Here is a 12,457-nt window from a genome sequence, read left to right on the forward strand (position 1 = left end):
AGGGATTTGAATGAGTGAAATAAATGTCAGTCAATTTGCCGCCGAGCTCAAGATGCCGCCCCAGGAACTGCTGGAGCAGTTGCGCGCGGCCGGCATGCAGAAGTCGAGCCCGTCGGATACCGTCAGCGCGGATGACAAGTCGCGCTTGTTGAACCACCTGAAGCAGAAGCATGGCGCAGCCAGCGACAAGCAGAAGATCACGCTGACCCGCAAGGAAACGTCGGAGATCCGCAAGACCGATGCCACCGGCAAGGCCAAGACCATCCAGGTCGAGGTGCGCAAGAAGCGCGTGGTGGTGTCGCCGGAAGTGCCGGCAGCGCCTGCCGCCGCGCCCGAGCGTGCCGTTGCCGCCGCCCCGGTGCTGGATGATGCCGAGCGCGCCCAGCGCGAGACCGAAGCCCGTCGCCAGGCCGAATTGCGTGAGCGCCAGGCCGCCGAGATGCGTGCCAAGCAGGAACGCGATGTGCGCAAGGACGAGCCGGTTGCCGAAGTGGTCGAAGCGCCCGTCGTCGAAGCCGTGGTGGCCGAGCCGGTCGTCGAGCCGGTGACCGTCGCCGCGCCGACCCCGGCCCCGGTGCCGACCCCGGCGGCTGCCGCGCCGGCGCCGACCCATGGCGACCGCCCGCGTATCGGCATGCGCGTCGAATTGCGCAAGCCCAAGGACACACCGCTGCGCGCGCCCGAACCCGCCAAGGCGGAACCGGTCGCTGCCCCGGCGGCGGCCAAGCCCGCCGACAAGAAGCCGGCCGCCCGCAAGGACGACCGCGACGACCGCGACAGCCGTGGCAAGAAGGGCGGCATGCGCACCCGTGGCGGCGATACCTCGGGTGGTTGGAAGTCGAAGAAGGGCGGCCGCAAGCAGAACGACAGCGATAACGCTCACGCCTTCCAGGCGCCGACCGAACCCATCGTCCACACCGTGGACGTGCCCGAGACCATCAGCGTCGCCGATCTGGCGCACAAGATGGCCGTGAAGGGCGTCGAGGTGGTCAAGGCGCTGATGAAGATGGGCATGATGGTGACCATCAACCAGGTGCTGGACCAGGAAACCGCGATGATCGTGGTCGAGGAAATGGGCCACGTGCCGGTCGCCGCCAAGCTGGACGATCCGGAAACCTACCTGGGCGACGACGACAAGGGCGAGCACGAGCAACTGCCGCGCGCGCCGGTCGTCACCGTGATGGGCCACGTCGACCACGGCAAGACCTCGCTGCTGGACTACATCCGCCGCACCAAGGTCGCTGCGGGCGAGGCCGGCGGCATCACCCAGCACATCGGTGCGTACCACGTCGAAACCGACAAGGGCATCATCACCTTCCTGGATACCCCGGGCCACGAGGCGTTCACCGCCATGCGTGCCCGCGGTGCCAGCGCCACCGACATCGTGGTGCTGGTGGTGGCGGCCGACGACGGCGTGATGCCGCAGACCATCGAGGCGATTCACCATGCCAAGGCGGCGGGCGTGCCCATCGTGGTGGCGGTGAACAAGATCGACAAGCAGGGCGCCAACCCCGAGCGCATCCGCCAGGAACTGGTGGCGCAGGAAGTGGTGCCGGAAGACTGGGGCGGCGATACCCAGTTCGTCGAAGTGTCGGCCAAGCAGGGCCTGAACATCGACGCGCTGCTCGACGCCATCCTGTTGCAGGCTGAAGTGCTGGAACTGACCGCGCCGGTGGACGCTCCGGGCAAGGGCATCATCATCGAAGCGCGCCTGGACAAGGGCCGTGGCGCGGTGGCGACGATGCTGGTGCAGTCGGGCACGCTGCGCAAGGGCGACGTGCTGCTGGCCGGTCAGGTCTACGGCCGCGTCCGCGCCATGCTCGACGAGAACGGCAAGCAGATCAACGAAGCCGGCCCGTCGATCCCGGTGGAAATCCTCGGCTTGTCCGAAGTACCGGGCGCTGGCGAGGATGCGATGGTGCTGGGCGACGAGAAGAAGGCCCGCGAAATCGCGCTGTTCCGCCAGGGCAAGTTCCGCGACGTCAAGTTCGCCAAGCAGCAGGCCGCCAAGCTGGAAAACATGTTCGCGCAGATGGCCGAGGGCGAGGTGCAGAACCTGCCCATCGTCATCAAGAGCGACGTGCAGGGCTCGCTGGAAGCGCTCAGCAGCAGTCTGCAGAAGCTGTCCACCGACGAAGTGCGCGTGCAGATCCTGCACTCCGGCGTCGGCGGCATCAGCGAATCGGACATCAACCTGGCGCTGGCCTCCAAGGCCGTGGTCGTCGGCTTCAACGTGCGTGCCGACGCGGCTGCGCGCAAGCTGGCCGAGAGCGAAGGCGTGGACATCCGCTACTACAACATCATCTACGACGTGGTGGATGACGTGAAGGCGGCGCTGTCCGGCATGCTGGCCCCCGAGAAGCGCGAGCAGATCATCGGTCTGGTGGAAATCCGCCAGGTGTTCGTGATCTCCAAGGTGGGTTCGGTGGCCGGCTGCTACGTGCTCGACGGCATGGTGAAGCGCGGCGCCGGTGTCCGTCTGCTGCGCAACAACGTGGTGGTGCACCAGGGCGAGCTGGATACCCTCAAGCGCTTCAAGGATGACGTGAAGGAAGTGAAGGCCGGCTACGAATGCGGTCTGCAACTGAAGAACTACAACGACATCCAGGAAGGCGACCAGCTGGAAGTCTTCGAAATCATCGAAGTGGCGCGTTCGCTGTAATTCGATGAGGTGTGCGGGGCCGGCGCGAGGTACGCGGTCGGCCCAGGCACCGGCGCAGGGGGCTTCGGCCTCTTGCGCCTTTTGCTTTTTTGACAGGCCGCGGCCGCATGCCTCGCCGACCGCGCCTTATCGAACGATATCGAGATGCCCAAGAACTTCACCCGCTCCGACCGGATCGCGCAGCAGTTGCAGCGCGACCTGGCCGAACTGATCCGTGCCGAGCTGGATCATCCCAAGGCGTCGCTGATCACCATCACCGACGTGGAAGTTACCCGCGACTATTCGCATGCCAAGGCGTTCTATACCTTCCTCGGCACCCCCGAGGAGGCCGAGGACATCGCCGCCAAGCTGGAGGCGGCCAAGGGTTACCTGCGCAGCGAACTGGCGCGTGGCTTCAAGCTGTTCAAGATGCCGGAACTGCATTTCCACTACGACCATTCGGTGGAGCAGGGCATGCACCTGGACAGCCTGATCGCCGAGGCGGGTCGCCTGCCCAAGGCGCCGGACGACGAAGCGTAAGTCTTCAAAACCACTCTTCGACGTTCACATGGCAAAACGAAAAATCGACGGCGTCCTGCTGCTGGACAAGCCGTTCGGCATTTCCAGCAACAATGCGCTGCAAAAGGCGCGCTGGCTGCTGAGCGCCGAGAAGGCCGGGCACACCGGTGTGCTCGATCCCTTCGCCACCGGCCTGCTGCCGCTGTGCTTCGGTGAAGCGACCAAGTTCGCCCAGCGCATGCTGGACGCCGACAAGGGATATCGCGCCACCGTCCGCCTAGGCCAGGTATCGAGCACGCTCGATGGCGAGGGCGAGATTGCCGACAGCGGCGCCGCGCCTGCCGACCTGGCGGCGATCGAAGCGGTTTTGACGCGATTTCGCGGCGAGATCGACCAGGTGCCGCCGATGCACTCCGCGCTGAAGTTCGAAGGGCGCGCGCTCTACGAATACGCGCGCCAGGGCGTGGAGATCGAGCGCGCGGTGCGTCGCGTGACTATCCATGCGCTCGACGTGCTGAGCTACGACGCCGGCAGCGGTGTGCTGGTGCTGGACGTGCGCTGCTCCAAAGGTACTTATATCCGCACCCTGGCCGACGATATCGGCCGCGCGCTGGGCTGCGGCGCCTATCTGGCGGGGCTGGTGCGCACGCGCACCGCCGGCTTCTCGCTGGACGACGCCATCGGGCTCGACGCCTTCGGCCAACTGGACCTGCCGCAGCGCGAGGCGCTGCTGCTGCCGGCGGAAACGCTGGTGCTCGATCTGCCCGAACTGCGCTGCGACGAGGCCGACACCCACCGCATGTTGCACGGCATGAGCGCCCGCCGACCGGATGTCGCGCCGGGCACCTTCCGGCTTTACGGCACACAGCAAAGCACGGATAATGCGCGGTTCCTCGGTTTGGGCGAGGTGGGCGCCGACGGCGTGCTACGGTCCAAACGACTGCTTTCCACCGCGTGAGCATGGGGAAGTCAGGAAGGGTCGCCACGGCTCGCCTGGCTTGTCGGGACTCGATCCCTTTATCTATCTGGAGTAATCAAGAATGGCTGTTACCGTTGACCAGAAGGCCGACATCGTCAAGACCTACCAACGCGCCCAAGGCGACACTGGCTCGCCCGAAGTGCAGGTCGCGCTGTTGACCGCCCGCATCAACGATCTGACCCCCCACTTCAAGGCCAACGCCAAGGATCACCACTCCCGTCGTGGTCTGCTGAAGATGGTGTCGCGTCGTCGCCGCCTGCTGGACTACCTCAAGCGCACCAACGCTGACAGCTACCGCGAGCTGATCGCCAAGCTGGGTCTGCGCAAGTAATCCCGGCAAAAAAGTCGCAGTCGTCAGACTGCGACTTTTTTGTTTTGTGTTCCTCGTCCGTCAAAAAGCGGTTCCGGCGGCGGCGGGGAAGAAGTGGTTGTGTCGGAACCGGCAATCGTCGTACCGCCCGCGATGCAGCGCAATGCTGTGGACTGGCGGGGCATCGGCCCGATTGCAGCGGACTGCCGTTACGTCCAAGGCCGAGGACGCACCACTGAAGAAAGGAAAATCCGTGTTCAACAAAATCGTGAAATCGTTCCAGTACGGCCGGCATACGGTGAAGCTGGAAACCGGCGAGGTCGCTCGCCAGGCATCCGGCGCCGTGGTCGTGTCGATGGACGACACCGTGGTGCTGGTGACCGTCGTGGCCGCCAAGGGCGTCAAGCCGGGCCAGGACTTCTTCCCGCTGACCGTCGACTACCAGGAACGCACCTACGCCGCGGGCAAGATTCCCGGCGGCTTCTTCAAACGCGAGGGCCGTCCCTCCGAAAAGGAAATCCTGACCAGCCGCCTGATCGATCGTCCGATCCGCCCGCTGTTCCCCGAAGGCTTCTTCAACGAAGTGCAGATCGTCGCCACCGTGCTGTCGGTCGATCCGCAGATCGATTCCGACATCCCCGCCATGATCGGCGCCTCCGCCGCGCTGGCGATCTCGGGCGTGCCGTTCCAGGGCCCGATCGGTGCCGCGCGCGTCGGCTACCTGAATGGCCAGTACCTGCTGAACCCGACCAAGGATGAACTGACCACCAGCCAGCTCGACCTGGTGGTGGCCGGTACCGAACAGGCCGTGCTGATGGTGGAATCCGAAGCGCAGGAACTGCCGGAAGACGTGATGCTGGGCGCCGTGGTCTATGGCCACGAGCAGATGCAGGCCGCGATCAATGCCATCAATGAGCTGGCCGACGAGGTGAACCCGGAGCTGTTCGACTGGGCCGAGCCGAGCCGCGACGAAGCGCTGGAAGCCCAGGTCGCCGGCATTGCCGGCGAGGACATCGCCCAGGCATTCCGCATTCCGCAGAAGCAGGCCCGCACCGTCAAGCTGAACGAAGCCTGGGACAAGGTGAAGACCGCCCTGGTCACGGAAACCACTGATACCCTGCAAGCGAACAAGATCCGCGGCATCTTCCACGACATGGAAGCCAAGATCGTCCGCAACCAGATCCTGGACGGCTATCCGCGTATCGACGGCCGCGACACCCGCACCGTGCGTCCGATCACGATCAGCACCAGCGTGCTGCCGCGCACCCACGGCTCGGCCCTGTTCACCCGTGGCGAAACCCAGGCACTGGTCGTGGCCACGCTGGGCACCAAGCTGGACGAACAACGCATCGACGCACTGGCCGGCGAATACACCGACCGCTTCATGCTGCACTACAACTTCCCGCCGTACTCCACCGGCGAGACCGGCCGCGTCGGCAGCCCGAAGCGCCGTGAGATCGGCCATGGCCGCCTGGCCAAGCGCGCGCTGATCGCCGTGCTGCCCAGCGCCGAGGAGTTCGGCTACTCGATGCGCGTGGTCTCCGAGATCACCGAATCCAATGGCTCGTCGTCGATGGCGTCGGTCTGCGGTGGCTGCCTGTCGCTGATGGATGCCGGCGTGCCGCTGAAGAAGCACGTGGCCGGTATCGCCATGGGCCTGATCAAGGAAGGCAACCGTTTCGCCGTGCTGACCGACATCCTGGGCGACGAGGATCACCTTGGCGACATGGACTTCAAGGTGGCCGGTACCGACAGCGGCGTCACCGCGCTGCAGATGGACATCAAGATCAACGGCATCACCAAGGAAATCATGAAGGTGGCGCTGGATCAGGCCAAGGCCGGCCGGATGCACATCCTGGGCATCATGAAGGATGCCGTCGGCGGTGCGCGCGAAGAAGTCAGCGCCCATGCGCCGCGCCTGTACACCATGAAGATCAACCCGGAAAAGATCCGCGACGTGATCGGCAAGGGCGGTTCGGTGATCCGTGCGCTGACCGAGGAAACCGGCACCCAGATCGACATCCAGGAAGACGGCACCATCACCATCGCGTCGATCTCGGCCGAAGGTGCCGACGAGGCCAAGCGCCGCATCGGCGAGATCACCGCCGAAGTGGAAATCGGCAAGATCTACGAAGGCCCGGTGGTGAAGATCCTCGACAACAACGTCGGTGCCATCGTTTCGATCATGCCGGGGCGCGATGGGCTGGTGCATATCAGCCAGATCGCCAACGAGCGCATCAAGAACGTCAGCGACTACCTGAAGGAAGGGCAGGTCGTGCGCGTGAAGGCGCTGGAGCAGGACGAGAAGGGCCGGGTGCGCCTGTCCATCAAGGCGGTGCTCAACGACGAAGCCGCTGCGGCTGCGCCGGTGGAGCCGGCCGCCGAATAAGCGGTCGACACCCCAACAAAAAAGCCACGCATTGCGTGGCTTTTTTGTTATTCAGCTTTATCGTTGGCTTGACTTTGATAGTTTAAAACTATAATTTGCCAAGGGCCGAGCCGGCTTGCATGGGGGCTGGATCGGGTAACGGTGCTTGTTTACCACATCCAAGGGCCGTGCTCGGCCATTTTGATAGAAAATGGCAATGCAAGAAAACAATCCAATTGGTCTTCTACCTATGGTGGAGGGCTTATTCCAGGAGGAGTCTCGATGAAGCGCAGTCATTTGCCATGGCTGATCTGCCTGGCGCTGTCCGGGGGCGCTGCTGCCGCCTGCCCGGGCTGGCAGGAAGGCGAACACTATGCCGCCGGTAGCGCCGTGCGCTACCAGGAGCAGACCTATACCGCGACGGTGGCGCATACCGCGCATGTCGGCGCAGGCTGGAACCCCGCCTCGACGCCGACGCTGTGGCGCGTGGGCGGCAGCTGTGACGCCGCGGTGACTCCCACCCCCGCAGCGACGCCGACCGCTGTGCCGGTCACGCCCAGCGTGACACCGGCACCGGGCAATACCGCATGCGGCGAAGCCTGGACGCAGAGCGCGGTGTACTTGGGCGGGCAACGCGTCGTCCGCAACGGCGTGCTCTATCAGGCCAAGTGGTGGACCCAGGGCGACGACCCGGCGCAATCCGGGGCCTGGGGTGTCTGGACCAAGGTCGACCATTGCTCGGTGGTCACGCCGACCCCGACACCGCAACCGACGCCTACCCCGACTCCGCTTCCCACGCCGACCGTGACACCGACGCCGGCCGGTGTGCTGGCGCAGACCGTCTCCGGCGGTCGCGTGCAGCCCGAGTCGGCCGAGCGCGTCGCCTTTGGCTGGCCCGGAGTGTATTTCGAGGGCCGCTTCAGCGGCACCGGCGTCGGGCTGCGTCTGGACGACGGCACCAATCACTACAACGTCGAGATCGACGGTAAGCCATTCGCCAGACTGGCCCGGCCCGGCAACACCACCTACTGGGTGAAGGGGTTGAACGATGGCGTGCATACCGTGCGCCTGTCCAAACGCACCGAATTCCCCAGCGTCGTCGCCCGCTTCGGCGGACTGGTCGCTGCCGACGGTGGCACGCTGCTTGCCCCGCCGCCGGCCCCGACCCGCCGTATCGAGTTCATCGGCGATTCGTATACTTCCGGCCTGGGGGCCGAATCGGGCAATCGCGATTGCAGCGACGAGCTGCTGGTGTCCTCGACCAACAGCGACGCCAGCTTCGGTGCGCTGACCGCGCGCCACTACGGCGCGGCCTACCAGCTCAACGGCTATTCGGGCGTCGGCCTGGTACGCAACTACAACGGCGCGGACCGCGGCACCGACTATCGCACCTACTACGATCGCGCCTTGCCCGGCGTGGTCGGCAACCAATGGGTGCAGGGCGACTGGAAGCCGCAGGTGGTGGTGGTCGGGCTAGGCATCAACGACTTTTCGACGCCGGTGAATGCGGGCGAGCCCTATACCGCCGAAACCTTGAAGGCGACCTACAAGGCGGCCTACCTGGAGTTCCTGGGCAAGCTGCGTCGCCAGTACGGCAACGATGCCTACCTGATCGTGAGCGCGACCGCGCTGTACCAGACCACCGCACTGGCGGATACCGCCCAGGCGGTGGTGGCGGAAGCGCAGGCACAGGGCGATACACGCGTGGTGTACTTCTACTATGACGGCCTGGACGGCATGGGCTGCCAGTGGCATCCGTCCGTCAATGACCATCGCGCCATCTCCGGCAAGCTGATCAACCTGATCGACAGCCTCAAGGTCTGGCCCTGAGCCGACCCATTGGCCGCCGCCCGCCCGGGCGGCGGCTTTGCCCGCCTGGGTATTCCGTCTCAACGGCGCTTCCCGGGGGATGATCGACCTGTCATGGCCGCCCCCCCCCGGCCCGGCCCCGGTTATAGTCCGGCAAGGCCCGAGGAGAGCGTCATGCAAGCATCGAACTACCAAGACAACGGCTGGTACCTCAGCCCGGAAAAGCAACTACTGCATCTGGATGGCGCGATGCAGCGCGCCGTCGAATCGGCGGCGCCGCTCGACCTGGCCAGCTGCCTGGTCGAACGCGGCCGTTGCCTGGAGTCGCTATGGCAGCCGCAGCACGCGCTGGATGCCTACCAGCAGGCAGAAGAGGTGATTGCACCGCAGCCTGGCGATGCCGCCATCCTGGTGCGCTGCCGGGCCCGGCTGGGCAGCGCGGCCATCCACTACGCGCATGCCGACTACGCGCAGGCGCTGGAGGATTGGCAGTGGGCGCTGCGCATGGCGCGGCTGGCCGGGCACGACCTGGCGGCCGGCGAGGCGCTGCTCGGCCTGGGGCGGATCTGTTCGGCGCTGGGGCGGGCCGACGCCGCCTTGTCCTACAACGAGCAGGCGCTGCGCATGCCCGACCTGGACAGCCGGGTGCAGGCGATGGTCCTGCTGAATGTGGTGTCGAACCTCAACGCTCTCGGCCGTTTTGGCGACATGGCCCAGCGGCTGCGCCAAGTGGAGCAACTGATCGCCTGCACACCGGGATTGCCATTCATCGCCGAATGGCACACCTATTGCGGCATGGCCTGTGCCGGCCTGGGTGATCTGAGTAGCGCGCGCCCGCACTTGCGGCGCGCGGTGGCATTGGCCGACGGCGCCAATAATCACTGGATCAGGGCGTTTGCTTCGCTGCAACTGGGCAAGCTGCTGGCGCGTACCCGCGACTTCGTCGGCGCACGCAGGTGGTTGACGCAAGCCCAGGAGATCGGCGAGGGGCTGGGACTGGCGCATACGCTGATGGATATCCATCACGCGCAGTCGCAGCTGTGCGAAATGATGGGCAACGTGGCGGAGGCCTTCGAGCACCACAAGCTTTACCACCACTACCACGAGTGGGCGCACGATGGGCTGCGGCGCGAGCTGGTGCGGGAATTGTTGCCACGCGCCGCCTGAACGCAAAAAAAAACGGGAGCCGAAGCTCCCGTTCTGCTTGCGCGATGCCGGCTATCAGGCGGCAGCGGCGTTGGCGCCCTTCTTGGCGGCAGCCTTGACCGCGTCGGTGGTCGCGGTGGTGGCGGCCTTCACCGAAGCGTCGGCGAAATCGGCGACTTGCTTGGCGGCCTTGGTCAGGCTGTCCACGGCGGCGGCGGTGGCTTGCACGGTGGACTTCACCGCGGCGACGGCCACGTCGGTACCGGCCGGGGCGGACTTCACGAAGCGATCCAGACCGGAGACGACGTCCTTGTTGAAATTGGTGGTGCGCTCTTCGACCAGCTTGGCCAGTTCGGCCTGGGCTTGCGAGGTGATCTCGTACAGGCTCTTGGCATAGGCGGAGAACTGCTCGACACCGCTTTCGGCCAGATGCTGGCGCACGCTCAGCGCTTCCTGGGCATCCTTCACGGACGCGAGGATCTTGGCGTTCTTGGCGTTTTCTTCGAGGGCGGTCTTGGCAGTGTCCAGGTTCAGCTTGGTGACACGTTCCAGCGAATCGATGGTGACCCGGGCGAAGCGCAGGGCGGTTTCGACTTGATCGGTGGCGAAATCGGCGATCTGTTGCTGGGCTTGTTGCTGTTGACTCATGACTGACTTCCTTATGATTGGGTCCGAGGAAATGTGCGGAACACGATCATGTCAATTGCATGTTGCTCTGCACAATAACGACTTCATTCTTGTCGTCACCAGCGGGAAAGTCAAACGGAAATTGTGCAGCGCAGCATGAGCGGTTGCAAAAGCCGACGGGCGCACGCTATCTTCCCGTACTTGAGCAGAACGCGACTACACACTAGGGAGTACGCATGAGCGTCGAAAAACGGGTCATCAAGAAATACCCCAATCGTCGGCTGTATGACACCGCCACCAGCTGTTACATCACCTTGGCCGACGTGAAGCAACTGGTGCTCGACGTGACCGACATCCAGGTGCTGGATGCCAAGAGCGGTGAAGACATCACCCGTAGTGTGCTGTTGCAGATCATCATGGAAGAAGAGGCGGGCGGCATGCCAATGTTCTCCTATGACGTGCTGACCCAGATCATCCGCTTCTACGGCCACGCCATGCAGGGGCTGATGGGCAACTACCTGGAAAAGAACCTCCAGCTGTTCAGCGAAATGCAGGGGCGGTTGCAGGATCAGGCGAAATCGGTGATGAGCACCGACAACCCGATGCTGTCCAATGCCAACCTGTGGGGCGACTTCATGAAGTTCCAGGGCCCGGCGTTGCAGAACATGATGGGCAACTACCTGGAAAGCAGCACCAACCTGTTCGTCGACATGCAGCAGCAGTTGCAGGATCGCGCCAAGCACCTGTTCACCGGGTTCGGCATGCCGGGTTACGGCAAGGGCGAGCCGGCGCCGGGCGAACCGCAGCCTTCCGATCCGCCCACCACGGCCGCGCCGGAGGAGGCCGCCGCGCCCGCCACGCGTCGCCGCACTCCGAAAAAGCCCACCTGATCCGTACCAGGCCGGCGCGTTGCGCCGGTCCGGTCCTGACGACAAACCGCCGGTGCCGCCGGCGGTTTTCGTTTTTCGGGGGGCGCCGCGATCAGCCGCGCCGTGCGGCTTCGATGGTCGCGATGTCGATCTTGCCCATCTCCATCATGGCGTCGAAGGCGCGCTTGGCCGCCGCCGGGTCGGGGTCGGCAATCGCCGCCATCAAGGCGCGGGGCGTGATCTGCCACGACAGCCCCCACTTGTCCTTGCACCAGCCGCAGGCGCTTTCCTGGCCGCCGTTGCCGACGATCGCGTTCCACAGGCGATCGGTCTCGGCCTGATCGTCGGTCGCGACCTGGAACGAGAATGCCTCGCTGTGCTTGAACTCCGGCCCGCCGTTCAGGCCCAGGCAGGGAATGCCCAGCACCGTGAACTCCACCGTCAGCACATCGCCCTGTTTGCCCGACGGATAGTCGCCCGGCGCGCGATAGACCGTGCCTACCGCGCTGTCCGGGAAGGTCTTCGCGTAGAACGTCGCGGCATCCAACGCGGTGCCGTCATACCACAGGCAAATCGTGTTCTTGCTGGTCATCGTGGTTCTCCGTGATTGAAATACGGCAGATCATCCTTGCTTGCCGCCATGAGTATGGTGCGGCCGGGAGCATGCGAAAGGATGTGGGATGACCAGCGGGAGAGACGGCAGGGTCGGGGGCGTGACCGGCGGTAGGGGGCGCCTGCGCCGGGCAGGACCGGCGCAGGCGTGAGTGATCGCTTGGAAAGGTGAGGAGACGCGCGGCGGCCTCAGGGACAGGAGACGTGATCGCTCTTGCTGCCCACGTAGACGCTGTCCACCCTGCACTTGCTGGTCGACTTGGCGCCGTTCACCGTGAAATGCGAGTCGTTGGCCTGATGGCACCCCTTGGTCACTTCCAGCACGCAGGCGGCGGGCCCGTCGATGATCGCCTTGAGCGATTCGCTGTGGCCACGCAGGTATTCCGTGGCTTCGGCCTTGCTGTATTGCTGGACGTCGCTGTTGTCCGCGCTGTCCCAGCCTTCCTTGAAGACGATGGTGGCGTGGGCAAGGCCTGCGCTAAAGGCGAAGATCGCAATCAATGCTGGTCTGATCATGTGAAGGCTCCAGGGAAAGGTTCGCGCGATATGCTGTCGGAATATCGTTCTAGCGAGGCGC

General features: G+C 64.8%; 11 protein-coding genes. 8 read left to right on the plus strand and 3 right to left on the minus strand.

Annotated elements, in window-relative coordinates; all coding sequences use genetic code 11:
- The first annotated feature begins 10 nt into the window (after positions 1-10).
- From infB to C556_RS0107950, 7 genes are all read left to right on the plus strand, one after another.
- A complete protein-coding gene (gene infB, locus C556_RS0107920) occupies positions 11-2,662 on the plus strand; it encodes a translation initiation factor IF-2 (protein ID WP_026262907.1) in 2,652 nt (883 codons plus the stop codon).
- Positions 2,663-2,806: 144 nt separating this feature from the next.
- On the plus strand, positions 2,807-3,181 hold the full coding sequence (gene rbfA / locus C556_RS0107925; RefSeq protein WP_018747705.1) for a 30S ribosome-binding factor RbfA: 375 nt from the start codon (positions 2,807-2,809) through the stop codon (positions 3,179-3,181).
- Between the two features lie 28 nt (positions 3,182-3,209).
- Positions 3,210-4,118, plus strand: coding sequence for a tRNA pseudouridine(55) synthase TruB (truB, locus tag C556_RS0107930; RefSeq protein ID WP_018747706.1), 909 nt, complete (start codon positions 3,210-3,212; stop codon positions 4,116-4,118).
- An 82-nt stretch (positions 4,119-4,200) separates the two neighbouring features.
- Complete coding sequence (gene rpsO, locus C556_RS0107935) at positions 4,201-4,470, plus strand: 30S ribosomal protein S15 (protein WP_018747707.1); 270 nt, start codon at positions 4,201-4,203, stop codon at positions 4,468-4,470.
- Positions 4,471-4,702: 232 nt separating this feature from the next.
- Positions 4,703-6,838 (plus strand): polyribonucleotide nucleotidyltransferase, encoded by a 2,136-nt coding sequence (gene pnp, locus C556_RS0107940; protein WP_018747708.1) that lies wholly within the window; start codon positions 4,703-4,705, stop codon positions 6,836-6,838.
- Between the two features lie 261 nt (positions 6,839-7,099).
- Positions 7,100-8,647 (plus strand): carbohydrate-binding protein, encoded by a 1,548-nt coding sequence (locus C556_RS22895; RefSeq protein WP_018747709.1) that lies wholly within the window; start codon positions 7,100-7,102, stop codon positions 8,645-8,647.
- Between the two features lie 153 nt (positions 8,648-8,800).
- Positions 8,801-9,793, plus strand: a complete 993-nt coding sequence (locus tag C556_RS0107950; protein WP_018747710.1) for a tetratricopeptide repeat protein — start codon at positions 8,801-8,803, stop codon at positions 9,791-9,793.
- 54 nt (positions 9,794-9,847) lie between these two features.
- Here the strand turns inward: C556_RS0107950 and C556_RS0107955 are convergent, their stop codons facing one another.
- The gene (locus tag C556_RS0107955) at positions 9,848-10,420 is read right to left on the minus strand and encodes a phasin family protein (RefSeq protein WP_018747711.1); all 573 of its coding nucleotides are present in this window, start codon (positions 10,418-10,420) and stop codon (positions 9,848-9,850) included.
- A 215-nt stretch (positions 10,421-10,635) separates the two neighbouring features.
- Here C556_RS0107955 and phaR point away from each other — a divergent pair, with 215 nt between their 5' ends.
- Positions 10,636-11,289: a polyhydroxyalkanoate synthesis repressor PhaR gene (gene phaR / locus C556_RS0107960; protein WP_018747712.1), complete on the plus strand. Its 654-nt coding sequence runs from the start codon at positions 10,636-10,638 to the stop codon at positions 11,287-11,289.
- Positions 11,290-11,380: 91 nt separating this feature from the next.
- On the opposite strand, the gene C556_RS0107965 is transcribed toward phaR, so the two are convergent.
- Complete coding sequence (locus C556_RS0107965) at positions 11,381-11,860, minus strand: VOC family protein (protein WP_018747713.1); 480 nt, start codon at positions 11,858-11,860, stop codon at positions 11,381-11,383.
- Positions 11,861-12,069: 209 nt separating this feature from the next.
- Positions 12,070-12,396 (minus strand): hypothetical protein, encoded by a 327-nt coding sequence (locus tag C556_RS0107970; RefSeq protein WP_157236019.1) that lies wholly within the window; start codon positions 12,394-12,396, stop codon positions 12,070-12,072.
- Positions 12,397-12,457 lie beyond the last annotated feature (61 nt).

The sequence above is a fragment of the Chitiniphilus shinanonensis DSM 23277 genome (assembly GCF_000374805.1).
GTDB lineage: Bacteria > Pseudomonadota > Gammaproteobacteria > Burkholderiales > Chitinibacteraceae > Chitiniphilus > Chitiniphilus shinanonensis.

What these genes read in the sequence shown, in the direction of transcription:
- infB (WP_026262907.1), top strand. Translation starts at nt 11, where the DNA reads ATGAGTGAAATAAATGTCAGTCAATTTGCCGCCGAGCTCAAGATGCCG.
- rpsO (WP_018747707.1), top strand. Translation starts at nt 4,201, where the DNA reads ATGGCTGTTACCGTTGACCAGAAGGCCGACATCGTCAAGACCTACCAA.
- C556_RS0107965 (WP_018747713.1), bottom strand. Translation starts at nt 11,860, where the DNA reads ATGACCAGCAAGAACACGATTTGCCTGTGGTATGACGGCACCGCGTTG.
- C556_RS22895 (WP_018747709.1), top strand. Translation starts at nt 7,100, where the DNA reads ATGAAGCGCAGTCATTTGCCATGGCTGATCTGCCTGGCGCTGTCCGGG.
- truB (WP_018747706.1), top strand. Translation starts at nt 3,210, where the DNA reads ATGGCAAAACGAAAAATCGACGGCGTCCTGCTGCTGGACAAGCCGTTC.
- phaR (WP_018747712.1), top strand. Translation starts at nt 10,636, where the DNA reads ATGAGCGTCGAAAAACGGGTCATCAAGAAATACCCCAATCGTCGGCTG.
- C556_RS0107955 (WP_018747711.1), bottom strand. Translation starts at nt 10,420, where the DNA reads ATGAGTCAACAGCAACAAGCCCAGCAACAGATCGCCGATTTCGCCACC.
- C556_RS0107970 (WP_157236019.1), bottom strand. Translation starts at nt 12,396, where the DNA reads ATGATCAGACCAGCATTGATTGCGATCTTCGCCTTTAGCGCAGGCCTT.
- rbfA (WP_018747705.1), top strand. Translation starts at nt 2,807, where the DNA reads ATGCCCAAGAACTTCACCCGCTCCGACCGGATCGCGCAGCAGTTGCAG.
- C556_RS0107950 (WP_018747710.1), top strand. Translation starts at nt 8,801, where the DNA reads ATGCAAGCATCGAACTACCAAGACAACGGCTGGTACCTCAGCCCGGAA.